General features: G+C 64.0%; 26 protein-coding genes. 5 read left to right on the top strand and 21 right to left on the bottom strand.

Annotated features, from left to right (window positions below):
• Positions 1 to 3: 3 nt before the first annotated feature.
• From AC6I6U_RS20315 to AC6I6U_RS20250, 14 genes are all read right to left on the bottom strand, one after another.
• Positions 4 to 519: an integrating conjugative element protein gene (locus AC6I6U_RS20315; protein WP_497877815.1), complete on the bottom strand. Its 516-nt coding sequence runs from the start codon at positions 517 to 519 to the stop codon at positions 4 to 6.
• On the bottom strand, positions 516 to 1,088 hold the full coding sequence (locus tag AC6I6U_RS20310; protein ID WP_497877814.1) for a lytic transglycosylase domain-containing protein: 573 nt from the start codon (positions 1,086 to 1,088) through the stop codon (positions 516 to 518). The genes AC6I6U_RS20315 and AC6I6U_RS20310 overlap by 4 nt, the downstream gene beginning before the upstream one ends.
• Positions 1,073 to 1,783, bottom strand: coding sequence for a TIGR03759 family integrating conjugative element protein (locus tag AC6I6U_RS20305; protein ID WP_497877813.1), 711 nt, complete (start codon positions 1,781 to 1,783; stop codon positions 1,073 to 1,075). The genes AC6I6U_RS20310 and AC6I6U_RS20305 overlap by 16 nt, the downstream gene beginning before the upstream one ends.
• A 10-nt stretch (positions 1,784 to 1,793) precedes the next feature.
• Positions 1,794 to 2,465: a hypothetical protein gene (locus AC6I6U_RS20300; protein WP_497877812.1), complete on the bottom strand. Its 672-nt coding sequence runs from the start codon at positions 2,463 to 2,465 to the stop codon at positions 1,794 to 1,796.
• Positions 2,462 to 2,980 (bottom strand): PFGI-1 class ICE element type IV pilus protein PilL2, encoded by a 519-nt coding sequence (gene pilL2, locus AC6I6U_RS20295; protein WP_497877811.1) that lies wholly within the window; start codon positions 2,978 to 2,980, stop codon positions 2,462 to 2,464. Before pilL2 ends, AC6I6U_RS20300 begins: the two co-directional genes overlap by 4 nt.
• Positions 2,981 to 3,149: 169 nt before the next feature.
• Entirely contained in the window at positions 3,150 to 3,455 is a 306-nt protein-coding gene (locus tag AC6I6U_RS20290) for a hypothetical protein (RefSeq protein ID WP_497877810.1), read from the bottom strand.
• Positions 3,456 to 3,813: 358 nt separating this feature from the next.
• Positions 3,814 to 4,467 carry a glycosyltransferase family 2 protein gene (locus tag AC6I6U_RS20285; RefSeq protein ID WP_497877809.1) on the bottom strand — a complete coding sequence of 218 codons (654 nt, stop codon included), beginning with the start codon at positions 4,465 to 4,467 and terminating at the stop codon, positions 3,814 to 3,816.
• Positions 4,464 to 5,063, bottom strand: a complete 600-nt coding sequence (locus AC6I6U_RS20280) for a class I SAM-dependent methyltransferase (protein WP_497877808.1) — start codon at positions 5,061 to 5,063, stop codon at positions 4,464 to 4,466. Before AC6I6U_RS20280 ends, AC6I6U_RS20285 begins: the two co-directional genes overlap by 4 nt.
• The gene (locus AC6I6U_RS20275) at positions 5,060 to 5,827 is read right to left on the bottom strand and encodes a PIG-L deacetylase family protein (RefSeq protein ID WP_497877807.1); all 768 of its coding nucleotides are present in this window, start codon (positions 5,825 to 5,827) and stop codon (positions 5,060 to 5,062) included. Before AC6I6U_RS20275 ends, AC6I6U_RS20280 begins: the two co-directional genes overlap by 4 nt.
• Entirely contained in the window at positions 5,824 to 6,903 is a 1,080-nt protein-coding gene (locus tag AC6I6U_RS20270) for an acyl-CoA dehydrogenase family protein (protein ID WP_497877806.1), read from the bottom strand. The genes AC6I6U_RS20275 and AC6I6U_RS20270 overlap by 4 nt, the downstream gene beginning before the upstream one ends.
• 197 nt (positions 6,904 to 7,100) lie before the next feature.
• Positions 7,101 to 9,470: a hypothetical protein gene (locus tag AC6I6U_RS20265; RefSeq protein ID WP_497877805.1), complete on the bottom strand. Its 2,370-nt coding sequence runs from the start codon at positions 9,468 to 9,470 to the stop codon at positions 7,101 to 7,103.
• A 50-nt stretch (positions 9,471 to 9,520) separates the two neighbouring features.
• Positions 9,521 to 10,270 carry an ABC transporter permease gene (locus AC6I6U_RS20260; protein WP_497877804.1) on the bottom strand — a complete coding sequence of 250 codons (750 nt, stop codon included), beginning with the start codon at positions 10,268 to 10,270 and terminating at the stop codon, positions 9,521 to 9,523.
• A gap of 7 nt (positions 10,271 to 10,277) precedes the next feature.
• Entirely contained in the window at positions 10,278 to 11,267 is a 990-nt protein-coding gene (locus AC6I6U_RS20255; protein ID WP_497877803.1) for an ABC transporter substrate-binding protein, read from the bottom strand.
• Positions 11,268 to 11,280: 13 nt separating this feature from the next.
• The gene (locus tag AC6I6U_RS20250) at positions 11,281 to 12,096 is read right to left on the bottom strand and encodes an ABC transporter ATP-binding protein (RefSeq protein WP_497877802.1); all 816 of its coding nucleotides are present in this window, start codon (positions 12,094 to 12,096) and stop codon (positions 11,281 to 11,283) included.
• Positions 12,097 to 12,235: 139 nt separating this feature from the next.
• Here AC6I6U_RS20250 and AC6I6U_RS20245 point away from each other — a divergent pair, with 139 nt between their 5' ends.
• Both AC6I6U_RS20245 and AC6I6U_RS20240 read left to right on the top strand, forming a co-directional pair.
• The gene (locus tag AC6I6U_RS20245) at positions 12,236 to 12,958 is read left to right on the top strand and encodes a GntR family transcriptional regulator (protein ID WP_497877801.1); all 723 of its coding nucleotides are present in this window, start codon (positions 12,236 to 12,238) and stop codon (positions 12,956 to 12,958) included.
• Positions 12,959 to 13,018: 60 nt separating this feature from the next.
• Positions 13,019 to 13,510, top strand: a complete 492-nt coding sequence (locus AC6I6U_RS20240) for a GNAT family N-acetyltransferase (RefSeq protein ID WP_497877800.1) — start codon at positions 13,019 to 13,021, stop codon at positions 13,508 to 13,510.
• Positions 13,511 to 13,594: 84 nt separating this feature from the next.
• Here AC6I6U_RS20240 and AC6I6U_RS20235 read toward each other — a convergent pair whose 3' ends face one another.
• Entirely contained in the window at positions 13,595 to 14,836 is a 1,242-nt protein-coding gene (locus AC6I6U_RS20235; RefSeq protein ID WP_497877799.1) for an MFS transporter, read from the bottom strand.
• Between the two features lie 103 nt (positions 14,837 to 14,939).
• Here AC6I6U_RS20235 and AC6I6U_RS20230 point away from each other — a divergent pair, with 103 nt between their 5' ends.
• Together AC6I6U_RS20230 and AC6I6U_RS20225 are read left to right on the top strand one after the other, a co-directional pair.
• On the top strand, positions 14,940 to 15,824 hold the full coding sequence (locus AC6I6U_RS20230; protein WP_497877798.1) for a LysR family transcriptional regulator: 885 nt from the start codon (positions 14,940 to 14,942) through the stop codon (positions 15,822 to 15,824).
• Between the two features lie 291 nt (positions 15,825 to 16,115).
• Positions 16,116 to 16,427 (top strand): Lrp/AsnC ligand binding domain-containing protein, encoded by a 312-nt coding sequence (locus AC6I6U_RS20225; protein WP_497877797.1) that lies wholly within the window; start codon positions 16,116 to 16,118, stop codon positions 16,425 to 16,427.
• A 34-nt stretch (positions 16,428 to 16,461) separates the two neighbouring features.
• Here AC6I6U_RS20225 and AC6I6U_RS20220 read toward each other — a convergent pair whose 3' ends face one another.
• The 6 genes from AC6I6U_RS20220 to AC6I6U_RS20195 all read right to left on the bottom strand — a co-directional run bounded on the left by AC6I6U_RS20220 (position 16,462) and on the right by AC6I6U_RS20195 (position 23,052).
• Positions 16,462 to 17,505 (bottom strand): type II asparaginase, encoded by a 1,044-nt coding sequence (locus AC6I6U_RS20220; protein ID WP_497877796.1) that lies wholly within the window; start codon positions 17,503 to 17,505, stop codon positions 16,462 to 16,464.
• Positions 17,506 to 17,654: 149 nt separating this feature from the next.
• Positions 17,655 to 19,067: an aspartate ammonia-lyase gene (locus AC6I6U_RS20215; protein ID WP_497877795.1), complete on the bottom strand. Its 1,413-nt coding sequence runs from the start codon at positions 19,065 to 19,067 to the stop codon at positions 17,655 to 17,657.
• On the bottom strand, positions 19,054 to 20,043 hold the full coding sequence (locus AC6I6U_RS20210; RefSeq protein ID WP_497877794.1) for a LysR family transcriptional regulator: 990 nt from the start codon (positions 20,041 to 20,043) through the stop codon (positions 19,054 to 19,056). The genes AC6I6U_RS20215 and AC6I6U_RS20210 overlap by 14 nt, the downstream gene beginning before the upstream one ends.
• Before the next feature lie 28 nt (positions 20,044 to 20,071).
• A complete protein-coding gene (locus tag AC6I6U_RS20205; RefSeq protein WP_497877793.1) occupies positions 20,072 to 21,454 on the bottom strand; it encodes an MFS transporter in 1,383 nt (460 codons plus the stop codon).
• A gap of 241 nt (positions 21,455 to 21,695) precedes the next feature.
• Positions 21,696 to 22,241, bottom strand: a complete 546-nt coding sequence (locus AC6I6U_RS20200) for a VOC family protein (protein ID WP_497877792.1) — start codon at positions 22,239 to 22,241, stop codon at positions 21,696 to 21,698.
• A 58-nt stretch (positions 22,242 to 22,299) separates the two neighbouring features.
• Positions 22,300 to 23,052 (bottom strand): SDR family NAD(P)-dependent oxidoreductase, encoded by a 753-nt coding sequence (locus AC6I6U_RS20195; protein WP_497877791.1) that lies wholly within the window; start codon positions 23,050 to 23,052, stop codon positions 22,300 to 22,302.
• Between the two features lie 102 nt (positions 23,053 to 23,154).
• Between AC6I6U_RS20195 and AC6I6U_RS20190 the strand changes: the two genes are divergently transcribed.
• The gene (locus tag AC6I6U_RS20190; RefSeq protein ID WP_497877790.1) at positions 23,155 to 24,072 is read left to right on the top strand and encodes a LysR family transcriptional regulator; all 918 of its coding nucleotides are present in this window, start codon (positions 23,155 to 23,157) and stop codon (positions 24,070 to 24,072) included.
• The last annotated feature ends 32 nt before the right edge of the window (positions 24,073 to 24,104 follow it).

Below are 24,104 nucleotides of genomic sequence, written 5' to 3'. Positions count from 1 at the left end.
GCCTCATTGGTCGATGCCTGTGGCGGTGACAAGCGCCGGGTAGTGCGCCAAGCCCAGCCGTCGCGCCAGATCGTCGGCCGCCACCGGGGCCATGGCCAGGCCGCTGGCCAACTGGCGCAGTTCGTTCAGTGTGTCCAGCCGTTGCACGTTGACCACCAGCCCCACCGCCTTGAGTTCCCGCAGCACCTCGCCGCGTTCCAGCAGCCAGCGCCGCGACACGGGGTCATCGCCTACGAGGAAAATCGCTTGCAGGCCGGGAATGCTGTGTACGCGAGGCATGACCTGGCCGGGCGTCATGCCGGGTGAGTGCACGGGCAACAGGTCGGCTTCGCTGTAGGGCTTCAGGCGCAGCGCGGGTAATGGGAGCGGTTTGCCCTGTGGGTGTTGAGTCGAAAGATTGAGCGAACGGTAGTAGGCCAGCGCGGAGGTGCCGCCCAGGTCGTCGACAACCTGGAGTTCGGCTTCGGCGCAAAGCGGCGCCAGCAGCGTCAGGGCCCTGAGGAAACGGATGGATTTCATCGAGTATGTCTTCCTTGAACGAGTCCCTGCGAAACGCGGCCCAGATGGCGGGCAAAGGCCTTGCGATAGCGCTCGGCAGGTGCGCCACCGAGCGGGCGGTGATAACGACCGGCAGCGCTCACCCAATCGCTGCCGGGCTCCTTGTGTGCCAGCAGCAGGTCAGCGGCGACATCCAGGTTGCGGTAGGGGTCCAGCGCCTGGCAGGGGTGACTGAAGTATTGGGCGTTCCAGCCCAGGTTGATCTGGCCCAGACCGGCATCGACCCGCTTGGCACCGACTTCGTGGATGGCCAGCAGCAGGGCGCGGCAGGCGGACTGGCGGTCGGTGAAACGATGGCCCTGGCCGGCGACATTCAGCGTCCAGGGCCAGGGGACCAGCCGCCCGCGCAGCCAGGTGCCGCTTTCCTGTAGCGCCAGGGCATACAGGACGTGCGCCGGCAGTGGGGTGCCTTGCGTGGCCCACTGGTAAGCCAGGGGCGGCGGCGCGGCCATGGCGGGCAAGGCCAGCAGCCAGGCGGTGGCCAACGCACTTGCCAACTGTACGAGGGCGCCGCTCATTGGCGCCGCCATTGGCCGTTGACCGGCCGCATCACGGCGGGCAAGGTCCCATCGTCGCCCAGGCGTGCCCATTGTCCGGTGTCGTGATTGAGGGTGATGTCTCGCGAGCGCACCCTGGACGGTTCGATGCCGACCTGCCTGGCCCAGTCACGCAGGCGCTCGTCGCTGTTGTCGGTGTCGACCAGGTAGAGGTCGAAGCGTTTGCCTTCGCGCTGTAGCTGCCGGGCCTGGCTCATGCAGTGCTTGCACCGGGGCTTGACGAACACCGCGAGTCGAGCGTTGCTTTCGACCGGCGAGGCCAGCGGCGCCTTGCCTCTTTCCAGCAGGTTCACCGGCAATTGATCGGCGTGCAGGCGTTGGTAGGCGCGGTCATAGGCCTTCTGGTAATCCAGCAGTTTCTGCAGGCGGGCGAACTCCACCTGTACCTGCATCTGCGCGTAGCGTTCCTGCTCGGCCGGATCGCGCGCCTCGATGCCCAGGGCTGTCAGCGGGTCGAGGTTGGGCGAATGGACTCCCAGCGGGCCCTCCATCAGCTGTCGATAGCGTTGCCATTCCTGCGGCCTGAGTCCCCATTCGGCGGCGCGCTGTTGCTCGACCTGGCTCTCCAGGTGGACGCTGTCTTGCACGGTGGATCGTTCCAATGGTTGCGCCTGGGTCGCTGTGGCCAACAGCAGGAGCATTGCTCCGGGTATCGAGTGGACATTCATGGGTTGCCTCTCACGGAATCGACAGCGTGGTCAGCACACCGTCGGGCCTGAGCCAGTGGGCTTTTCCCGAATCCAGCGCCGTCAGCTTCCAGCCCTGGAACAACATGCCTGGACGTAGCAGTCGTACGTCGCCCAGCCGTTTCAGCCCTTGGGGAATGACCGCCAGGAACGACTCGCCTGCCCGTGACTCCAGGCCAAGCAGTGTGAACGGCGGCGGGCTGGCCTTGGCTGTGACCGGGGGTTTACTCCGAGTCTTCAGGCGCGGCGGCGGGTTTGCCGGCCCCGCAGTGGACGTGCACGCCGCGGGGCATTTCTCCGCCGCCGCTTTGAGCATCAGCAAGGTGCTTTCATTGTCCTGTAGCTGGGCTTTCATCGCCGTCAGGCTTGAGGTGAGGGTCTCTACCGCACGGGCTGTCGATTCCAGTGCGCCCAGGCGCTTGAGCAGTGACTGCTGTGCCTGCTGGAAGTCTTCCTTCAGCACGCCCTTGAAGGGTTGCATGCCTTCCAGTTCGTGATCGATCCGTTGCAGTTGCTGTTGCAGGCTGTGTATCTGCTCGGCGGCCTGTCGCACCTGTTTCGCATCGGCGAGCGTCGAGAGCCGGTGGGTGAAGAACCCCGCACAGCCGATCAACAGCAGCACCGTTGCACCTTGTACCAGCGAACTGCGTGAAGGCCGTTTCATCCCTGACCTCCCGCCAGCGTTGTCGCGCTGAAGCAGATTCGTCGGGCACGTTCGTCGACCTCCATCTGCCAGGCCGGCCCGGCCAGCGCCAGCAGGGCATTGCGGACCGTGACCGGGCCCAGGTGGTAATGCGCGGCGGGCAGCGGGTGGGCATACAGCACCTGCACAGCGTCGGCTGCGGGGCACAAGTGGTATCCCGACCGGCGCAGGACATGGGTCATGGCGTCCTGGACACTGGGGGTCAACTGGTCCGGTATGTGGATGTCGATCACCTGGCGTAGCAGGTCCAGCTGATCGGCCCGTGGCAGGGTGTTGGCCAGGGTGTAGCGCGCTGTGCGCAGCGGTGCCGACGGTTCGTACGGCAACGGCTGGCTCTCGGCTGACACCGGCGGCAGTGGCTTCGGCGAGCTGCCGGGAGGCGATCCTGCCGAAACGCAGCCCGACAGGGCGATCGCCGCCAGCGGCAAGGCAAGTGTTGCAAGAGTGGCCAGGGGCCGGGTAGGGGAGCCATGCATCCAGGTGTCCTCACGCGGTGGTGAGTACACAGTGGCAATCCGGCGCGATCACTGCTGCAAGGAAACTGGATTGTACCGGGCGTTATTTCGTCGGGCTTGGCTAGTCCAGGCCGCCAGTAGATCGTCCCCAAGAGAAAAACGCCCGACAATGTCGGGCGTCTTCTTGAGGTTACTCGCTCCATTCTTCCTTGAGCGACAGCAGCAGGTACGGCAGCCCGTGGTTGGAACTCAGCAGGCTGAGCACCAGCTTCAGGCGCAGCCGTTTCTCCAGCAGCGGGTACAGTTCGAAATGCACCTGATCGGCATCAGGTTGCCGGTTGTGCGCCTTGGCCGCTGCATGGAGCAGCGCCTGCAGGCGGCTTTCGAAGGTTGAACCCCGTGGGCCCTTGTAGTCCTTTACAGCCTTCTTCCAGATCAGTGGGGTCAGGATAATGGCGTACTTGAAAGTGGCGCCGGCAGGTTGCAGTTGGGACATATGACTTCTCCTTGTCGAGAGAAACCACCGGTCCCGACCGGGAGGTGATTTCCCGGTTGAGGTAGTAGGGCGATGCAGCAGGTCACACCCGTTTCCAGGAGCGTTTGCCCTGGACGGATGCAGGAGTAGGAGGGAACCGCGACGTGACAGCAATGCTTCCATCGACGAGGGTCGATTGGTCGCATGACTGGAAGCGTTGCGACCTGGGGACGGATCATGCGCAATCGCGCATCGTAGCCCTTCGGATCCGAGCTACATCGGCAGTGTGCTGACAAGGTCAGCGGTATGCATCCACACGATGGCGGATGCCGCCGCAGCTGTCAAAACAGGCTGTGCAACAAGCTTTTTCCGCTATCGCTCAGGCACTCAAGCTCTTGAGGAAATCACCGAAGCCACCGCGGGCACGACAGTCGCCGCGGCTGCTGGTGGAGACGCTGTTGCGCGCGGTCCAGACGATACGGGCCCCGCTTTGCTGCAGGTCGTTGACCAATTGCACGTCCTCGTCCAGGGGTAGGGGCCGAAAGCCGCCCGCGCGCTGGTAGGCCTTGGCACAAATCCCCAGGTTGGCGCCGTGGATGTGGCGATGGCCTTCCTCGGCGTGGTAGTGCGCCTGGTAGCGCTGGCGCAGTTGGGCGTCCTGATGGAGCTGCCAGTGGTCGACGTGTACCGTGCCGCACACCGCATCGGCGCGAAACGCCAACTGGCAAAGTAGCCAGTCGGGTGGCACGCAACTGTCGGCATCGGTGCACGCCAGCCAGCGCGCGCCATTCTCGAGCATCATGGCGGCACCGGCACGTCGAGCTTCACCGACATTCCGCACGTTGATGCTGAGGGTCTGCACACCCTGTCCCATTGCAATTGCGTAGCTGGCGTCGCTGCACTGGTCGAGAACGACGAGAATCTGCACTGTCTCCCCCAGCGCTTCGACGTTGCGCGCCGCCAGTTTCAGTGCCCGCAGGCAATCCCCCAGGTGTTGTTCCTCGTTATGAGCGGGTACGACAACGGCGATCATAGGCAGCTCTCTTCCAGGTCGAGCAGGGCGGGTTGCCTGCTCCACAGCTCCAGCAGGAACTGGGGCTCCTCATGGCGTACGGCGCGATGCAAAGGCAGCTGCCTGGCCAGCCGCTCATGGACCTGGCGGCCGTCCTGCGGGCAGCCATCGATCGGCGGCAACCAGTGGCAGGCCAGCACCGCACCGTCCGGTGTCAGGCTGTCAAGAGTCTGCTCGATGACCTGTTGCCAGTCCCAGGCGCTGAGGTAGTAACCGATTTCGCCCAGCACGATCAGATCGAAGCGGCCGGTCGGCCAATCATCCGGCAGTTGGCCCTGTTCGACCCAGACATGGGCGCGGTCACTCAAGCGCTCCCGCGCCAGTTCGACGGCGGTCGGATTGCGCTCCTGGCACAGCAGGGTTTCGGTACGGGTGGCCAGGGCGGCACTCAGCTCACCGTTGGCGCAGGCCGGTTCGAAGATCCGTTCGTAGCGCTGGCGCGGCAGGCAGGCCAGGATCAGGTCGCGTTTGCGCTGTTCGTACCAGCGGGTACGGAACTGCCAGGGGTCTTCACTGTTGGCGAAAAGACGCTCGAAGTAGTCGGCATTCATGCTCATGTAAACACCAGTTCGAAGGGTTGCAGCAGGCGTTCCAGGGCGTGGGCCTGCAACACCGCCGGGGTGGTTCCGTCGGCGACTATCTGGCTGTGGTGGGCCGTGATGGCCTGGTGCTTGCTCGCCAGTGCGCGGGCATCGAGCGGCAATTTTCGGGCGCGCTCCCAGGGCAGCCGCGAGTCGTTCGGCGAAGCCCAGTGCCAGGTCCAGACCGGTGCTTCGAGCAGCACCGCCTGGCACTGTCGGGCGGTCTGGGCGCAGGCCCGGCCGACGGCTTCGTGGTCGCAATGGCCGTCCTTACGCCAGGTGGTAATCACTCGGTCGCCGGGGCGCAGGTGTAGCACAAGGTAATCACGGAGTTCGCTTTCCCGGCTGGCCACATCGCTATCGGGCAGGCCGACCCGCAGCCAGGGCAATCGCTCGGTATCGAGCCCGAGTTCATGCAGGGCGGCCCGGCTTTCCCGTGGACGCAACTGGCGCAGGTCCTGTGGGCTCCAGCGCGTGGAGCCGCGGTGGCTGGCTTCGCCATCGGTCACGGAGACCAGCAGCACTTGGCGTTGCCGGCTGTCATCCAGGCTGGCCAGCAGACCACCGCACATGAGGACTTCGTCGTCGGGGTGGGGGGCGACCACCACCAGGCGGCTGTTCTCGGGAACCAGCTCGGCGAGGCTCACCGTCGGCACACCGGCCAGGGCAGTCGAGCGTTGCCAATGTTCCAGTGGGGTACCTGTGCCGGGAAAGGCATCGGTATCGGGAGCTGCCGTCATAGTTGCCAGCTCCCTGCGGTCACCTGGGCCACCTGGCTGCCCAACTCGGCCAGGTCCCGCTCGGCATGGCTCTGGCGTAAGTAAACCGGCAGGTCGGCACTGAGCCGGGCAAAGCGCTGGTCCTGGCAGTAGGGCGTGGCGCCCAGCGCACGGCCGACGCGATCGAGCACCTCGCTGGCCGCCTGCTCCACCACGGCCCGGACGCAGCGCACCGACGTGCTGGCATCCGAGTGGGGGTGCTGGTCGATCCAGGTGGCACACTGGCGCAGCGCGGCCCGGGCGCCACCCAGGGCGGCATCCACGGCCCCCAGGTGCGCCTGGGCGTGTGGCTCCTGCCGGTTGCGGCAGTACTCGCGCAGGTACTCGGCCAGGGCCGCGCTGGCGCCATACCAGCAGGCGGCAATGCCGGCGCCGCCTTGCCAGAAGCCCGGACGCGCCAGGTATTGTCCCGGTTGGCCGACCGGATAGGCCAGGGTGTCCTGGAACTCGATTTCGATGCTGCAGGTGGCCGCCATGCCCACCGCCTGCCAGGCGCCAGCCTCTAGGCGCTGGCTCGGGTCGTGCAGGTTGATGGCAACCAGTTGCGGCCTGTCATTCTCATCCCAGGCCGTGAGCAGCCCGTGGTCCACCTGCAATGCGCCGGAGCACCAGGCCTTGCGGCCGCTGAGGTAAACGCGAGTGCCCTGGCGCGAGGTGATCCGGGTGCGGGCGTAAGGCGGTTCCGCCGCCCAGACGCCCCAGAGGCCCTGGTCTTCCAGGTGGCTGGCGTGACATTCGGCGAGGATCGCCAGGGCGTCGGTATGGCCTTCATACAGCTTGGCCAGCGACAGGTCATGCCCCGCCACCTGTGCCAGGGCCCGCCAGCGTTGCAGGGTATTGCCGTGGCCCGGCAAGGGCAGGCGGTCCAGCCCCTGCGATCGGATCGCCTGCATTATTTCCAGCAAGCGATCGTCGAGACTGGGTAGACAGGGCACAGGGGGGAAGCCGTGCAGCAACGCCTCCAGCGCCTTGGCCTTGGGGCCGGCCGCTCTCTTGAGGTCAGGTTGGCGCAGGTGTTCCGACAATGACGACGACATTGCAAGGCTTCCGACTCGATGGTTTTGGCTGGTTGGTGGCTCCGTAAGGTATGAATGAGTGCGAGGAAAGGGAGTTCAATTTAATTGAAGGGTGAGCTGGCGGCGGATATTGCAATCGGTTTCAGGCAACGAAGTCTGGACATCCCGCCCGACGGATGATCCGTTGGGCGGGATTGTTGTTCGAGCCTCGGGAGTGATCAGGGCGTGACAAACAGCGCCGAGGTCCAGACCCGCGACTGGTCACGCTGGCGGGCGCTGATGAACAGGGGATGTTCACGGCCTTTTTCCAGGTCCAGCGCGCTCAGTTCGATTCGTCCGGACACCTCGCGCGGCAGTGGCGCCTCGCTGACCTGCTCCAGCGACACCTGCAACTCCGCGCCCGGCAGGTGCTTGACGATCGAGCCGGCGGCCAGCAGTTCCTCGCCGGTCAGTTGCAGGGTGACGCCAGGCGCATGCACGTGCGGTGGTGGGGCCAGCGAATCGCCGACCTTCACGTAGCCATCGATCCGCAAGTGCACGCTGATACGGGCGCCGGCCAGCCCGGAAATATCGATCTCCAGGCTGTCGGTGTCGCCGTTGGTGTCGGTCTTCAGCGCCAGGGTGGTGGCGTCCTTGCGCCAGGCCACCTGCTCGGGGTGGTCGGCACCGAGGAAGCGGAAGGCATTGAGGGTGGCGCCGGTGAGACTGATCTCGCCGGTCCAGTAGGCGCCGCGGTAGCGATCCTTGATCCGCGCACCGCCCAGGCGTAGGCGAATCCGCCGCGACGACAGTCCGGCCTCGGCATGCAGGTTGCGCGACCAGATGCTTTGCTCGCCCCGGAACAGCTCGATCTGCTCCCATCCGGTATCCCCCAGCAAGCGGTAGTCCAGGGCCGTTTCGCCGTTGACCTTTACCACATCACCCATCAGGTGTTCGCCCAGGCGCAACGTCGCCAGGCTGCGTTCGCCGGTGGTCGCGAAGGTGTGGCGGGCACGCAGGGCGCGGCCGACGCCGGCGCGGTCGAAGCTTTCGGCGATCACGCCGGTGAGACCGCCGCGGGAACCGAATACCGCCGTCGCCGGCACACCACCGCCACAGCGGCCCTGGTGTTCGTCACTGTTGGCCGCGGCACCGACGCGGTAGCCGCGTTGCAGGGCCTCGGCATAGACCCAGTGGAACTGGCCCCAGGCCGAGCCGACTTCGACCAGGCGCTCCAGCTCGGGGTGGTGCCAGTCGAGGTTGCAACGCCGGCCACCGACGTGGGGCATCATCAGGTGGCCTTCGGGGTCGTGCGCGTAGGCGGCGTACAGCTCGTCCACTGGCCAGGTGCCGGGCTTGATGGTACCCGCAGTGAACTCGTTCCACTCGAAGGAGCGCACCAGGCGTCCCTGGGCGTCGAACGGGAATTGCGGCTTGCCCTCGTGAAGGAACACCACGTTGCGATCACCGCCGGCGCAGGAGTTGCCGCACCACTCGGTGCCCGGGTAGCAGACGAAACGCCCCGGCTCGTTGAGCTGGTGGATCAGCTTGACCGCTGCGTCCCAGCGCTGCTCGGTGATGTTGAAGTCGTTGGCGGTGTAGCCGAGTACATCCAGACCGGCGACGTCGCGGCCATAGCTCAGGTTGTACAGGGTGTCGTTGGTACCCACGGTGTCATCGGAATGCACGTGCAGGTCGGCATAGAGCGGTCGCAGGGTGCCGAGCGCCGCATCGACGTTGACGAAGGCCGAGCCCGCTTGCACACCGAGCTGATCGGTGACGGCCTGGATCGACCATTCACCTTGCGCCGCCAGTTCGATGGCCGGCACCCGCAGGATGGCCCAGCCTTCGCTGGCCAGGGTGAAGGGCAGGCGCTGAGCCTGCGCGGCAGGCCCGGTCAGGGTGAGTTGACCGGTCAGTGGCGTGTGTCGGCAGGTATTGCCCCAGGCGTCGTCGGCCCGTACCAGGATGTCGAACGGCTGGCCTTCGCCGACCAGCCTCGGGGCGATCACCTGCAGCCGTTCCGGCGCGCCGGGGACGATGTCCAGCAGCAGGTCTCCCGGTACCTCGGCGAACTTGGAGCTGCCCAGCGGATCGATGAATAGCCGTAGGCGGAAGTCCTTCTCGACGAAGCTCTGCACGCGGGTGCCGGCACCACCCTGGCGGCGGTCGCCGAGACGAATGATGATGCGGTCGCCGGGGTTGAGGTAGCCGTCGACGATGTCGATCAGGATGGCTTTCTGGAAGGGCCGCTCATGGCCCTTCTGGTCGAAGCGCACCTTCAGGTGTTGTACCGTGGCCGGGCTCTGGCCGGGTACCAGTTCACCGGCCTGGTACTCGGCGCTGACGTAGTTGGCGGCCGTCGGGTCGGAAGTCTGGAACAGCGCCCAGTCCGAGTAGAACTTGAACGCCAGCTTGAGCCAGGCACCGTCGGCCAGGCCGCTGGCACCCACCTCGTAGACGAAGGTCAGCTCGTCCCACTGGCCGGCGACCAGGGTCTGGCGGTCGCAACGGATGCTGCCGAGGAAGGGCAGCGCCTTGTTGCGTGCGTAGAGTCCGCGCGGCGCGATGTACTCGCCGGCATCACGGGGATCGAAGGTCTGGCTCACGGAAATACCTCGTTGGTCATCGTGAAGAAACAAGGGAATGGCGAGGTACCTCAGGCAGCCCGCCAGGATTGGTAGTGACGTTCGAGCCGGCGGAACACCAGGCTTTCCATCAGCCAGGCGAGCAGGCCGATGATGACGATGCCCAGCAGCACCTGGCTGCTGTTGCCGATCTGGCCGCCCATGGAGACCATCCAGCCAATGCCTTGGGAGGCACCGATCATTTCGGCGGCCACCAGCGCCCGCCAGCCCTGGCTGAAACCGATGCGCAGCGCGGCGGTGAGAAACGGCAGCGACGCCGGCAGGTAGATATGCACCAGCAGTTGCAGCGGGCTGGCGCCGAGGGTCCGGGCCGCGCGGACCTCGCCGTCGCGGATGCCCAGCACGCCTTCCTGCAGGGTGACGATCATCGGGAACACGGCGGCGATGAAGATCACCAGCATGATCGAGAAGAACCCCAGCCCGAAAATGATCAGGATCAGTGGCGCCCAGGCGATCGGCGGGATCGCCATGAACAGGCTGTTGAGCGGTGCGACGAACTCGCGCAGGCGCCGCGACAGGCCGGCGGCGGTGCCGACGATCACCGCGACCAGCACCGCGCTGCCGAAACCGACCAGTTCCTCCAGGGCGCTGGCGCGAAACTGCTTCCACAGCGAACCGTCGTCGATCCAGCGCAGTGCCTCGGCGGCGACCACCCAGGGTTGTGGCAGCACATAGCTGGGGAAGCGGCTGGCCAGGGCGATCCAGACCAGCAGCAGAAAGGGCAGCGAGGCCCAGCCCCAATTGGGTCTTGGCAATTTCATGGACGGCTCAACGGGAGGCTTTCTGCAGATAGGAGGTGTCCACCAGGTCTTTCAGCGGCACCGTGGTGTTCATGAACTTGAGCGTGTTGGAGTAGGCCATCAGCCGCTCGATGAACTGCTGGTCGGCGTCGGTCAGCTCGGCCGACCAGCCCAGGCGCTTGCGCGCTTCTGCGACGATGGCCTGGCCATCGGCCTGGCTGCCGTCGGGACGCTGTACCGGCTCCAGGCGGAATGCGTCGGCGATGATCTGGTTGGACTCGCTGGGGTGTTCGTTCAGGTAGGCGATGGCGCGGCGGTGGGCGCGCAGCAGTTTCACCACGTCGTCGGGGCGATCACGCAGGGTTTCCGGCAGGCCGATGACCACGTACCACGGGTATTGCGGCAGCGCCTGGTTCACGTCCAGCAGCAGGCGTGCCGAGCCGCGCAGCAGCGCCTGGCTGACAAAGGGTTCCCAGGAAAATGCGGCATCGACGATGCCGCGGTCGAGGGCGGCGTTCATGTTGCCCGGCGGCATGTCGACGATGTCCAGGTCGCTGTCCGGATTAAGGCCGGCGCGCTCGCCCAGCACGTAGCCGCGCAGCAGCACGTCCATTCCGCTGCCTTTTTTCACGCCCGCCAGCTTGTGACCCTTGAGGTCGGCCAGGTCGTGGATCGGGCTGTTCGTGCCGGCGAGCACGGCGGCCTGGCCATAGTTGACCTTGGCCAGGATCACGCTCTTCAGACCACGGGCGTACCACTGGTAGACCGGCGGTGCGCCGACATAGGCGACGTCCAGTTCATGGGCCGCCAGGGCCTGTTGGATCACCGGGCCGTCGCCCAGGGCCTTGATGTCGACGTCCAGGCCTTCGTCGCGGTAGTAGCCGAGTTTGTCGGCGATCAGCACCGGGGCATTCGCCATGGCGAACACGTAGCCGATGCGCAGCGGTTCGGCGGCCTGGGTCGAGGCCAGCCAGGAGGTCGCCGCCAGGGCGACCGGCAGGAGCAGTTTCTTGATCATGTGGGGCTCGTTGTCAGTGGGTGGAGTCGCTGCGCAAAGGCGAGGCGGCCATGACTTCGCTGATGCGCGTCATCAGCTCGTTGCGATAGTCGAGGAACGCCGGCAGGCGACGGGTTTCCAGGTTGCTGCGCGGGCGCGGCAGGTCGATGGCCAGCTCGCTGTGAATGCCGCCGGGCGCGATGTTCATGACCACTACGCGGTCGGCAAGAAACACCGCCTCGTCGATGTCATGGGTGATGAACAGCACGGTCTGGCCCAGGGTCGACCAGAGCCGCAGGGTTTCCTCGTTCATCGCCGCGCGGCTGATCGCGTCGAGAGCGGCGAACGGCTCGTCCATCAGCAGCACCTCGGGTTCCAGCACCAGGGCGCGGGCCAGCGACACGCGCTGCTGCATGCCGCCGGAGAGCTGGCGCGGCAACTGCTGCGCGGCCTGTTCCAGGCCAACCAGGCGCAGGTATTTCAGCGCCTGCTGGCGTTGCTCCCCGGCATCGCCGCGGCCGGCCAGCTTGAGGCCGAAGCGCACGTTTTCCAGGGCGCTGAGCCAGGGAAACAACTGCGGGCTCTGGAACACATAGCCGAGTCTTGGCAACTCCGGCTGGGTCGGCAGGCCGTTGACCAGCACCTGGCCGGCCTTGGGTTTCTGGAAACCGGACAGCAGGTTGAGCAGGGTGGTCTTGCCGCAGCCCGACGGGCCGAGGATGGCGACGAACTCGCCGGGACGGGCGCGCAGGTTCAGTCCCTTGAAGACGGCATGCCCGTTCGGGTAGGCGAACTCGACGTCGCGAACGCTGAGTGCATCGGGGGGCAGGTAAAGTTCGGCATGGGACATGGCAAGCGGCACCGAGTCATCTAGAATGGTCAATGCCTGGTATAATACGTATTAATACAAGTTGCCCCAAGACGAAATGGTCATAACCTTAGAAGCGAAGTGCCATCGCACCGCTTCATTCCAACGGATCGGTAATCACGTGACTCTCCAGCGAGAAAGCTCCACCTCCCTCTACGAACAGATCGTCCAGCAATTGCTGCAGGAAATTCAGCAGGGCCAGTACGGCACCGACGGCAAGCTGCCCTCCGAGGCCGAGCTGATGGCACGTTTCGCCGTCAGCCGGGTGACCATCCGCCTGGCCCTCGGCAAGCTGGAAGAGGACGGCGTGGTCGAGCGCAAGCAGGGCAAGGGCACCTTCGTTGCCGCCCAGCAGGTGCGGCACAATCTGGATGCGCTGCGCAGCTTCCATGAGTCGCTGTTGCTGCAAGGGTTGCAACCGGGCATGAGCATGCTGGGGCATGGGCGCATCCCGGTACCTGACGAGGTGCGCACGCTGTTCGATGGCCATTGCGTGAAGGTCGAGCGCCTGCATTGGGTCGACCAGGAACCCATCGCCTATGCCTGTAGCTATCTCACCGATGAGCTGCGCGAGGTGAACTGGGAGGAGATGGCAGAGGTGCCGTTGTATTCGGTACTCGAACGCACCACCGGGCAAGCGGTGATTCGTGCCGACATGGCTATCCGCGCCCGCGAGGCGGACAAGACCCTGGCCGCGCACCTGGGGGTGAGGCGTGGCACGGCCTTGCTGGTGATGGAGCGTACCTCCTGGTTCGACGACGACCGCTGTTGCGATCGCACGACCTTCTTCATTCGGCCTGAGCGTTATGCATTTGTGCTCAGCGGGGTGTTCAAGAGTCGCTGATTCGATTCACGACCAGGCTGATATCATGGGTGATCGCTATTTCACCTTTTGGAAGTATTCATGAGCACCCCGCATTTCCGCCAACCCGTTGCCCAAGACGCCGAGCGCTGCTACGAGATCGAAATTGGCGCCTATGAGGGCGACGAAGCCGCCACCCTGGAAAAGATCCGCACCCGGATCAATCAGTACCCGCAGGGCTTCCTGCTGCTTGAGGCAGATGCTGGCATCGTCGGCTTCATCAACAGCGGCTGCGCCCACGAGGTGGTGATGTCCGACGAAGAGTTCAAGGAACTGGTCGGCCATGACCCGGTGGCGCCCAACGTGGTGATCATGTCGGTGGTGGTCGACCCTGCGCACCAGGGCAAGGGCTATGCCAAGCTGCTGATGAACGAGTTCATCGGCCGCATGAAGTCGCTACGCAAGCAGACCATCCACCTCATGTGCAAGGAGCAGCACGTCGAGCTGTATCGCAAGATGGGTTACGAGTACGTGCGACCTTCGCCTTCGGACCACGGTGGCATGGCCTGGCATGAGATGCTCATGTCGCTCTGAAAGACGTAACGCGCCACCTTCTCATCTGCCGTGTGCATGCCACCCGCGAAGGCGTTCTCCAGTTCGACACCCGATTACCGCGCTCTACGCGGATTTCAATTCCAGCGCATGACCTTTTTTGACCCGCGCAAACAATGGCACGGTTGCCAGGGCACAGCCGGCAGCCGCCAGCCATACCGCTGACCAGGACACGTGACTCATTAGCGCGGATGCCGCGATCGGTGTAAGGAACAGCACCACGAAAACGCAGGTATTACCCATGGCCAAGGCCGTACCGGCTCGGCTGGCGCCGGCTAATGTCGCCAGCTCGGTGTAAGCCACCCCATGCCAGGCCGACACGGTAATACCGGCCACGATCATCACTGCGATGATCAGCCATGCAGCGAAAGGCGAGGCGTTCAAGTCGTTGACATTGGTCGCCCCCACGATGACGCCGAGTATCAGGAAGGCAAGGGCGCTCAGCCAGGCACAAGTCTTCAGGTAGGAACGGCGGTTGTTATGCTTGTCCGTCCAGCGCCCGCTCCATATACGGCTGATAATGGCGCCTACCTGAATGACCGCGAGAGTGGCCGAGATGACGGCAATGTCGACACCGCCGAAGTCATGGAAGAACACAGCCGCATAGGTGAGGATGGCAAACTGGGGCGCGCAGAGCAGGCCGATAGCCAGGACGATCCGCCAGACCCCGGGGTCGCGTAACGGCCCCTTGCCGGTCGAACTGCCTTTGGTTTTGGCGGGTCCGGTGAAGTCGGGTTCGAACAGCCATGCCCAGGCAAACAGTCCCGACACTATGCATACAAAGGCGGAGGCGGCGAACACCTCGAGGAATCCGTAAGTGTGTGCAAGCCATGGCAGAAAGATTGCGCCCAAGGCATAGCCGCCGGGTACCGCAGTCTGGCGAATGCTCATGGCGAGACCTCGCTCGCCTTCCTTGAACCACGCCATGATTGCCCGGCCGCTTGCACCGTTGACGCTGCTGCCAAGTAGGCCCACTGCGAACAGCCCGGCCGCCAGCAGCATGGCAGTGGGTGCAAGGGACGCCAACAGGGCCAGCACCAGCAAGGCAGCGGCCGAGCTGAACAGCCCAGTGAGCAATACGGGCCGGTCCCCCCAGCGGTCGGTGAGCAGTCCCCAGGGAATCTCGCTGGCGGCAATGCCCAGCCCCAATACGCCCAGCACCATGCCGAGTTCGGTATTGTCCAACTGGTAGGTGGCGCGCATGTACACGGCGGTCGCAGGTAGCCCGCCGACGATGCTGGAGAAACTCGCATTGGCGGCAACTCCTACGCCCAGGACTTTCCAGCGGTGACTTCTGCTTATGGTCATGGAGACGCTCACTGTCCAAAAAATGTGGGAGTGAGGTTCGCATGAGGGTATTATTCGGAAAATCAAATTATTTTTTCTATACGTCCTGAAAAATAGGATGGTCATGCGGTCCGTCAATTTCGATCTCGATGTGATGCGCAGCTTCGTTACCGGGGTGGAACTGGGCAGTTTTGCCAAGGCAGCAGACAAGCTGGCGCGTTCCACTTCGGCCATTAGCGCGCAGTTGAAAAAGCTCGAAGCCCAGGCCGGAACGCCATTGTTCAAGAAGGCTGGTCGCAAGTTGGAGCTGACTGACGCGGGGGAAGTACTGCTTGACTATTCCCGTAGGCTGCTCAGCCTCAACGATGAAACAGTTGCGGCGGTTTCGCAGCTCAAGCTCAACGGCTGGGTGCGCCTGGGCCTGCAGGAGGACCTTGGTGGATTCTTGCCCAAGGTGCTTGGCCGCTTCGTTCGCGCCCACCCAGACGTGCGGGTAGAGACGCGTATAGCCCGCAATGCCGATCTGCTCGAGTGCGTAGATAAAGGCTCGCTGGATCTGGCCTTCGCCTGGGCCGGGTCGGATTGCACCGGCTACAAGGAAACGATTGCCGAGTTGCCCATGCGCTGGATTGGCTCCTCCCTGCATCCGCCGCTATGGCATCCGGATGACGGAGTACCGCTACCCATCATCGCCTTTGACGCACCTTGCCCGTTCTTTGCGATGGCCACCCAAGCGCTCGACCGCGCTAGCTTGCCATGGCGCCTATCGTTTACGAGTTCGAGCCTTCCCGGCCTATCAGCCGCTACCGAGGCCGGCTTGGGATACACGATTCGCACCGGCCTGGGCTTGCAACAAGGAACCCAGCTGCTGCCGGAGGGCGCTTTGGGCTTGCCATCGCTCCCATCCATCGCACTGACCCTACACCGTAGTGGAGGCTCGCCCGAGCCGCTTACCGAACGGCTGTCGGCTATTGTGCTGCAGGCTATTCGCAGTGAGCTGGCTGAATGAGAGGCTTGTAATGGCTTGGGGCGGCAGCTCATGAGAGAAAGCTTGCTGTTCGCTCGGCATTTCGCCTGATCGAAACCCCGCAGGCATAAGCCTCCTGCGCACAGCCCGCCATGACGCGGACACAAAAAAGCCGCTTTCGCGGCGCTGTGCGCCTATTCATCGCCGGGCTGCGAAACCCGCATCGCTGAATGTGCAGCGACCCCCGGACGCCAGTGACCACCGTAGACGCACACCATATTCTCCCATGCCGATAACGCGTAGGAAACCGGCTCAATTTCGGAAAGCCGTTTCGTGTCTTTACCAAGTGTTGCGGGCTACACATTCGTTAACCGCAAAATCGCCGGCTTCGTTGTCTACGTGACGGTCGGGTTGTCCAATCACACCAAGGACAGCCTCAAGGCATTCGAACAGGCGATCAGCCAGTCGCCGGATGTCGTGGAGTTCCACACCATCACCGGGACCATCGAATACCTGCTGCGGGTCGAGGTAGCGGACATCAGGGCCTACGAGACCTTCCACACCGATGTGCTGGGCGTGCTGCCCCATGTTTCGTCGATCACCAGCCACATCGTGATGGACTCACCCAAAAACGAACGCCCTTGAGCAAGGGCGTTCGCAGTCCATTGGCTGGCGGTAATCAGAAGGTGTGCAGCATCTGCTGGATCTTCGCCGGGTCATGGGTGACGGTCAGGGCGAGCATCAGCAGGATCCGCGCTTTCTGCGGGTTCAGGGTATCGCCCAGCAGGCCCACGTAGGCATCGTCCTGGGGGATGTAGCCGCTACCGGCACGGGTCGAACGCACCACGATCACGCCTTTCTGGATGGCGTTGCGAATGGCCGGCAGGACGAAGTTCGATTCGCTGCCCGCACCGACGCCCGCCACCACGATCCCTTGCGCATGGTTCTGCACGGCAGCGTCATACAGGTAGCCGCTGTCGTTCTGGTAGCCGTAGAGAATGTCGACCTTGGGCAGTGCGTCCAGCCTGGAAATATCGAACGGCGTCTGTACGGTGTGCGGCTTGGTGACCTGGGTCTCGAACAGCGGCACCTGGTTGACCAGGCGGCCGAGGTCTCCGGCTTCCGGCGACTTGAAGGTGTCCAGGGCGTTGGCGTCGGTCTTGGTCGTGAAGCGGGCCGAACCGATGCGGTCGTTGAGCACCACCATCACGCCACGGCCTTTGGCTTCGGGCGAGGCGGCGACGGCCACGGCTTGCAGGATGTTGCTCGGCCCATCGGCGCCAATGGCCGTGGAAGGGCGCATCGAACCGGTGACGACCACCGGTTTGTCGCTCTTGACCACCAGGTTGAGGAAGTAGGCGGTTTCTTCCAGGGTGTCGGTGCCGCGGGTGACCACCACGCCGGACACGTCATCGCGCTGCAGCAGGGTGTTGATCCGCTTGGCCAGCTTGAGCAGGATCTGGTTGTCCATGTTGTCACTGCCAACGTTGACCACCTGTTCGGCGGTGACGTTGGCCACTTCGCCGAGCGACGGGACCGAGGCGACCAGCGCCTGTGCCGTCAGCACGCCGGGCTTGTAGCCGGTGGTCTGGCTCTGCTGCGCCGCCGTGCCGGCGATGGTGCCACCCGTTGCCAGGACGGCGACGGTGGGCTTGGCCATGGCCTGGCTGACGGTCATGACCGAGGCGAGCAAGACGGTAAAACCTACATTTAGAATTTTCATTATTCACCTGCATTCACGTTTTTGGGGCAGAGGTAGGCTGAGCTCGCAGAACGAACTCTGAAGGTTTGTTGTTTTCAGGGATCAAGCTGGGCGGGCGAGGACGTCCACCCAAGTGGTGAGGCGATCTGACGATCACCTCACCGTGTTTCTCAACCTTCGAACACTGGGTGAGAAGCTTTTTCGATGGCGGCCAATGCCTGTTCCCGGGTCATGACCCCGGACTCTTCCATGATTGCCAGCAGCGAGCGGCCTTCGGCCACGGACTGTCGTGCCAGCTTGCTGACCTTGGCGTAACCCAACTGGGGCACCAGGGCGGTGGCCACGGCCATCGAGTCGGTCAGGTGCTGCAGGTTGCGGTCTGCGTCCGCCGTGATGCCGGCGATGCATTTCTCACGGAAGCTGCGGATGCCCTGGGTCAGCAGGGTGATGCTGTCGAACACTCGCGAGGCCACCACCGGCTCGAAATGGTTGATCTCCAGCTCGCCGTACTGCACGGCCTGGGCCACGGCGACGTCGTTGCCAATCACCGCGAAGCTCAGCTGGATCATCGCCATCGGCAGCACCGGGTTGACCTTGCCCGGCATGATCGAGGAGCCGGCCTGCGCTTCGGGCAGCTTGAGTTCACCGATTCCGCCGACCGGGCCGGAGGACAGCTTGGTCAGGTCCGTGGCGATCTTGGCCAGCGACGCGGAGCAGGTACGCAGCTCGCCGGAAATACGCGAGAACACGTCCATGTTCTGCATGGCATCGAACGGGTTCGACGGCGCCAGGTACTCGACATCGGTGATGGCCGACAGATGCTGGTAGACCGCCTTGCGGTAGGCCGCTGGCGCGCCGAAACCGGTACCGATGGCGGTACCGCCCAGGGGCAGGGTGCGCAGCTTGTCGCGCACCGCCGCCAGTTCGGCTGCCAGGCGCTGGGTCAGCGAGGCGTAGCCGGAGAACAGCTGGCCCAGGCGCATGGGTTGGGCATCCTGCAGGCAGGTGCGACCCAGATGGAGGATATCGGCGAACTGCTCGGCCTTTTTCTCCAACTCGACGGCAAGCGCCAGCATTTCGCTGATCAACGGGGTGAACATTGCGTAAGTGGCGATCTTCAGCGCAGCCGGGTACACGTCGTTGGTCGACTGCGAGATGTTGACGTGATCGTTCGGGTGCACGATGTCGTAGCGACCGGCCGGGTGCCCGAGCATCTGTTGGGCGCGATTGGCAATCACTTCGTTGAAGTTCATGTTCGTCGAGGTGCCGCCCGAGCCTTCCAGCAGGTCGACGATCAGCGAGTCGTCGCACTCGCCGACGATGACCGACTGGCAGGCCTGCACGATGGCGTCGCACTGCGTTGCGTCAAGTACGCCGCTGTCGCGGTTGGCCAGGGCCGCGGCCCATTTGCACTGGGCAAAGGCGTTACGGAAGGCCGGGTAGTGGGCCACCGTCAGGGGCGATACCGTCAGGTTTTCCAGGCCACGCACCGAGTTCACGCCATAGAGCCTGTCGCCGGGGATGCTGACTTCCCCTACGTAGTCCTGTTCAACCCTGGCGTTGCGGTGATCAAAAGTACTCACGGATATTACCCTCATCAAATTTCACTAGAGCCTCGACACCCTGGCCCAGGGCCGTGAGGTTGGGCAGGAAGGCGTCGAGGATGACGTCGCGTGCCGCTTCGCAGGCGTCTGCGAAGAAGGCGCTGTATTCGTTGCGTCTGGCGACCAGGTAGAGCGAGCGCTCAAGACCCAGCTCCGGTACCACATGGGCGGTGACGTTGCGGGCCCAGGTGCTGGCCTGCAGGAAACACATCGGGCTGGTGACGGCCCAGCCGATGCCCTCGGCGACCATCGAGGTCAGGGCGTCGGCGTTGTCCAGCTCCAGCCAGTTCGGTACGCGGATGTTCAGGCTTCGCAGGTGGCGGTCGATCTGCTGGCCGACCTGGGAGGCATGGTTGAAGCGCACCACCGGCAGCACGTTGGCCAGGGCCCGTACGTCCTCGATGCTGTTCAGTGGCTTGCGCTGGGTGGTCGGCGTGATCACGAAATAGCGTTCCGAGAACAGTCGGTAGCGCACCACATCGCTGGCATCCATCAGCGGGTCGCTGGTGACGATCAGGTCGAGGTCGCGGCGCAGCAGGGCTTCACCCTGTTGCGGGCTGAGCCCGGTGCGTACCGAGAGCTGGGCCGCCTGGCCCAGCATGCGCTTGGTGAACATCGAGCCACACGTCGAGGCGAACGAGTCGACCAGGCCCAGGCGCAAGTCGGGCTTGACCCCGCGACCGGCTTCCAGCACCTGGACCTTCAGGTTCGACAATTCCTCGGCCAGCAGCGCGCCGCGGTTTCGCAGCGCCACGCCCCAGGAGGTGAGGGTGAGCGGGCGGGTCGTGCGGTCGACCAGGACCACGCCCAGCTCATCCTCCAATTGCCGGACCATCTGCGACACACCCGACTGGGAGATCCCCATGCGAGTGGCGGCGCCCGACATGCTTCCTTCTTCAGCCACGCAGATAAAGACCTGTACCGCATACATGTCGATAAGCTTGTTGGCTGGCATATTCGTTCTCTCTTGGCTGAACGTGGATTCAGGAGCGAATCTTTCCGTCCTGGCCCGCCGCTGTCACCAGCGGCATGGCCGTTTGGACGCTGCTGTCATCGGCTGCCGATGCCAGGCCGGCGAGCTCTTCCTTGCTGGTCTCCGGGGCGAACAGGTGGCAGAACACCCCGCCGAACACCAGCACTGCGACACAGACACCCAGCGCCGTCTGGATACCCAGTTGTTGCACGGCGATCGGCAGCAGGAAGGTGGCGAACGCCGAGCCGAAGCGGCTGGAGGCCACGGCCAGGCCGATACCCGAACCCCGCAGGTGGGTAGGGAACAGCTCCGGTGGGTAGACGAACTCCAGGTTGACCGCTGCGGCCAGCACACAGGCGAAGAAGCCGAACGCGAGGATGGTACCGACGGGGCCGAAACCGCCGTAGGCCAGCACCGCAAGGCCCACGGCGCTGAGGTAGAAGGTGCCGACCAGGAAGGCGCGACGGGAGATCCGGTCGATGATCATCAGGCCGAGCAGGGCGCCGACCATCAGCAGGACGTTGTACACGAGTCCGCCGACGAACTTGTCCTGCACGTTGAGCGCTTCCAGCACCCGCGGCGAAAAGGTGCCCAGGGCGAAGAACGGAATGACCTGGCAGGTGTAGAACACGCAGCCGACCAGGGTGTGCTTGCGCCAGCGCTGGCTGAACAGTTCGGCCATGCCGCCACTTTTTGGCGTGGAAGCCGGGGCCGCCGCACTCAGGGTGACATGGTCACCGAACTTGCTGCGAATGATCGCCATGGCTTCTTCGCTGCGCCCCTTGGCCATGAGCCAGATCGGCGACTCCGGCACGCCCAGGCGCAGCGGCAGGATCAGCAGGGCGGGTACGCCGCTCAGGGCCAGCATCAGGCGCCAGGCATCGGGGCCGATATCGCGCACGGCGAAACCGACCAGATAGGCAGCGACATAACCGGCGGCCCAGGCAGCGGCAAGAATACTCAGCAGGCGTCCTCGATAACGGCGCGGGGCAAACTCGGTGACCAGGGATTTACTGACGACATAATCGAAGCCAAGTACCAGCCCGAGTAATAGTCGTAATACCAGGAGTTGTTCGGGGGAAGTTACGAAGAACTGTGAAGCGGAGATGATTGCAAACAGCAACATGTCCCAGGCGAAGATGGTGCGACGACCAAACTTGTCGGCGATGGGGCCACCGAACAAACTGCCAAGAAACAGACCCGCCAACGAGGCGGCACCCAACAGGCCCATCCATAGGGCATTGAGCTGCAACGGCCCGGCGGCCATGCTGACGGCGATGCCGATAATACCCAGTACGAATCCGTCGCTGAACTGTCCTCCTGTTCCACTGAATACCGTTCGCAGATGGAATCGGCTCAGCGGAAGATCTTCGAACGAAACTTGACTGCTCATCGTGTCACCACTTGCTTCTTGTATTTATGGAGCCAGTGTTTAATCCCTGGCATGTCGGCGAGTGTACGACGCTAGAATCATTGAAACAGTATGTGTCTTTGCAGTATCAGGATTACTGATACTGTTTAGCGTAATGGGTAATAGAACGCCTATAAGCCCGCCATCGCGGTTTCTGATAGGCGGTATGATTGTCGCCATCAGACTCAACGCGAGGGTGGACTTTGGACAGGGCGGGAGCCGATTACTTGGCCGCCAGCGACACCAGTTCGATCTGCGAACCCCACGGTGTCAGGAAGTAGAACCACTGCACGCCATCGGGGTTGGTGATCGGCTCGTTCAGCACCTTCAGGCCCTTCGCCTTGACCACGGCCAGGCTGCGCGCCATGTCGTTGGTCCGCAGGGCGAAGTGGCTGGCGCCGATGTCGTCCTCATGGGGCTGCACGTGGTTGATCTTTGGTCCCTTGTATTGGAACAACTCCACCTTGGCACCGCCTTCCAGTTGCAGCATGACGAAGCGTTCCAGTTCGCTGGAGGGGTTCCAGCGGAACTGCGCTTTCCATTCAGCCGGAATGGCACCCGGACGGATGTCCGAAATCACGTTGGCGCCCACCAGGTCGGTGAAGAGTTTCACCGCAGAGTCGATGTCGGGCACGTTCATGCCGACGTGGTCGATGGCCGAGACCTGCAGCACGTCAGGGGCGGCGGCGGGTGCGTTGGGCGTGGCGGCCTGGGCCATCGAGGCCAGGGCGAGGGACGCGGTCAGTACGGCAAGTTTTGCAGTTTTCATGGTGTGTTCCTTTCAAAATCAGGTGACGAGGCCGCGCGGGCTGCGGCCTGCCTTCGAGTCAGATCTGGGCCTGGCCGCCGTCGACGAACAGTTCGGTACCGTTGACGAAGCTGGAATCGCTGGAAGCGAGGAACAGCGCGGCACTGGCGATCTCTTCCGGTTCACCCACACGTCCCAGGGGAATCTGCGAGGCCATGTAGTCCAGCAAACCTTGCTGTTGGGCCGCGTCCGGGCCAGCCAGGTCGACCAGGCCAGGTGTACGGGTCGCGCCGGGGCTGATGGTGTTGACGCGGACGTGGCGATCCTTGAGGTCGAGAATCCAGTTGCGGGCGAACGAGCGGACGGCGGCCTTGGACGCGGCGTACACGCTGAAGGCAGCAGTGCCGGAGCTGGCGGCGGTGGAGCCGGTGAGGATCACCGAAGCGTTGTTGGCCAGCAGTGGCAGGGCTTTCTGCACGGTGAACAGCACACCCTTGACGTTGCGGTTGAAGGTGTCGTCGTAGTGTTCTTCGGTGATCTGTCCCAGTGGCAGCATCGAACCGCCGCCGGCGTTGGCGAACAACACATCGATCTGGCCGCGCTCGGCCTGGATGCGCTGGTAGAGGGCGTCGAGCTGGTCGAGGCGGGTCGAGTCGACCTGTACGCCGGTGGCGTTGCCGACCAGGGCCACGGCGGCGTCCAGTTCAGCCTGGCGGCGGCCGGTGATGTAGACGTGGGCGCCTTCCTGGGCGAAGCGTTTGGCGGTGGCCAGGCCGATGCCGGTGGTGCCGCCGGTGACAACTGCGATTTTGCCTTCAAGTTTGCCGATCATGATGTTTCTCCAAGTGGTTGATTGCTGCGATGGGGAGAAGCTTATCGACGGCTCGTTTTTTTCAAAATAGAATTGTCTGAAACCTATCGTTGCAGAAATGAAATGAGCAAATTACCCGATTTTGAAGGACTGGCAATGTTCGCCAAGGTTGCTGAAGAAGGATCGTTCGCCGCCGCTGCCCGGGTCATGGGCGTTTCGGTGCCGACGGTGTCGCGTGCCGTGGCCAGGCTGGAAGAGCGCTTGGGTGGGCGGCTGTTCAACCGCACCTCGCGTCAACTGTCGCTGACCGAGTTCGGCTTGAGCATGGCCGCGAAGGCGGGGGACATCTATCGCCAGGCCGAAGAAGTGGAAAGCGAAGCCCAGGAGCTGTCGGTACAGCCGCGTGGCCAGGTACGCCTGGCGATCCCGATGTCATTCGGCCTACGCTGGGTGGCGCCATTGATGCCGGAACTGATCCGGCGTTACCCGGAATTGTCGGTGGACCTGCATCTGTCGGACGCTTCGGTGGACCTGATCGCCGACGGCTTCGATGCCGCCTTGCGGATCGCCGCGCTGCCGGACTCGTCCCTGGTTGCCCGGCGGCTCTGCGCCGTGACCCAGTTCCTGGTGGCCTCGCCTGGGTACCTGGAACAGCACGGGCGACCGGAGCACCCGCGCGACCTGGCCAATCGCAAGTGCCTCAGTTATGCCTACCGCGCCCGCACCCAGGTCTGGCGATTCACCCAGGACAATGGCGCCGAAGAAGACGTGGTTCCCAGCGGCCCGATACGGGTGACGAACTCCGACGCGATGATTCCGGTGCTGCTGGAAGGGCTGGCGATTGCCGAGCTGCCGGAGTTCATCGCCAGCGAATACCTGGCCGACGGTCGCCTGGTCCGCCTGCTGCCGGAATGGAGCATGACCCGCGGCGGCCTGTACTTCGTGACGCCCTCGGCGCGCACGCGGCCGGTGAAAATCCGCGCGCTGTCGGACTTCTTCGCCGAACACCTCAGCGAACCTTCCTGGCGCTGGCCGCGGTAGTGCAGGTGAGTCAGCTTCATTTCATAAATGAA

Source organism: Pseudomonas sp. UTLPPB19802, assembly GCF_059730225.1.
Note: the sequence above shows the minus strand (reverse complement) of the source record. Positions and strands in the feature narration are given on the sequence as shown.

Bases quoted from the DNA above. Each gene is read 5' to 3' on its own strand.
- AC6I6U_RS20315 (WP_497877815.1), bottom strand. From the start codon at position 519: ATGAAATCCATCCGTTTCCTCAGGGCCCTGACGCTGCTGGCGCCGCTT.
- AC6I6U_RS20310 (WP_497877814.1), bottom strand. From the start codon at position 1,088: ATGGCGGCGCCAATGAGCGGCGCCCTCGTACAGTTGGCAAGTGCGTTG.
- AC6I6U_RS20305 (WP_497877813.1), bottom strand. From the start codon at position 1,783: ATGAATGTCCACTCGATACCCGGAGCAATGCTCCTGCTGTTGGCCACA.
- AC6I6U_RS20300 (WP_497877812.1), bottom strand. From the start codon at position 2,465: ATGAAACGGCCTTCACGCAGTTCGCTGGTACAAGGTGCAACGGTGCTG.
- pilL2 (WP_497877811.1), bottom strand. From the start codon at position 2,980: ATGCATGGCTCCCCTACCCGGCCCCTGGCCACTCTTGCAACACTTGCC.
- AC6I6U_RS20290 (WP_497877810.1), bottom strand. From the start codon at position 3,455: ATGTCCCAACTGCAACCTGCCGGCGCCACTTTCAAGTACGCCATTATC.
- AC6I6U_RS20285 (WP_497877809.1), bottom strand. From the start codon at position 4,467: ATGATCGCCGTTGTCGTACCCGCTCATAACGAGGAACAACACCTGGGG.
- AC6I6U_RS20280 (WP_497877808.1), bottom strand. From the start codon at position 5,063: ATGAGCATGAATGCCGACTACTTCGAGCGTCTTTTCGCCAACAGTGAA.
- AC6I6U_RS20275 (WP_497877807.1), bottom strand. From the start codon at position 5,827: ATGACGGCAGCTCCCGATACCGATGCCTTTCCCGGCACAGGTACCCCA.
- AC6I6U_RS20270 (WP_497877806.1), bottom strand. From the start codon at position 6,903: ATGTCGTCGTCATTGTCGGAACACCTGCGCCAACCTGACCTCAAGAGA.
- AC6I6U_RS20260 (WP_497877804.1), bottom strand. From the start codon at position 10,270: ATGAAATTGCCAAGACCCAATTGGGGCTGGGCCTCGCTGCCCTTTCTG.
- AC6I6U_RS20255 (WP_497877803.1), bottom strand. From the start codon at position 11,267: ATGATCAAGAAACTGCTCCTGCCGGTCGCCCTGGCGGCGACCTCCTGG.
- AC6I6U_RS20250 (WP_497877802.1), bottom strand. From the start codon at position 12,096: ATGTCCCATGCCGAACTTTACCTGCCCCCCGATGCACTCAGCGTTCGC.
- AC6I6U_RS20240 (WP_497877800.1), top strand. From the start codon at position 13,019: ATGAGCACCCCGCATTTCCGCCAACCCGTTGCCCAAGACGCCGAGCGC.
- AC6I6U_RS20235 (WP_497877799.1), bottom strand. From the start codon at position 14,836: ATGACCATAAGCAGAAGTCACCGCTGGAAAGTCCTGGGCGTAGGAGTT.
- AC6I6U_RS20230 (WP_497877798.1), top strand. From the start codon at position 14,940: ATGCGGTCCGTCAATTTCGATCTCGATGTGATGCGCAGCTTCGTTACC.
- AC6I6U_RS20220 (WP_497877796.1), bottom strand. From the start codon at position 17,505: ATGAAAATTCTAAATGTAGGTTTTACCGTCTTGCTCGCCTCGGTCATG.
- AC6I6U_RS20210 (WP_497877794.1), bottom strand. From the start codon at position 20,043: ATGCCAGCCAACAAGCTTATCGACATGTATGCGGTACAGGTCTTTATC.
- AC6I6U_RS20205 (WP_497877793.1), bottom strand. From the start codon at position 21,454: ATGAGCAGTCAAGTTTCGTTCGAAGATCTTCCGCTGAGCCGATTCCAT.
- AC6I6U_RS20200 (WP_497877792.1), bottom strand. From the start codon at position 22,241: ATGAAAACTGCAAAACTTGCCGTACTGACCGCGTCCCTCGCCCTGGCC.
- AC6I6U_RS20195 (WP_497877791.1), bottom strand. From the start codon at position 23,052: ATGATCGGCAAACTTGAAGGCAAAATCGCAGTTGTCACCGGCGGCACC.
- AC6I6U_RS20190 (WP_497877790.1), top strand. From the start codon at position 23,155: ATGAGCAAATTACCCGATTTTGAAGGACTGGCAATGTTCGCCAAGGTT.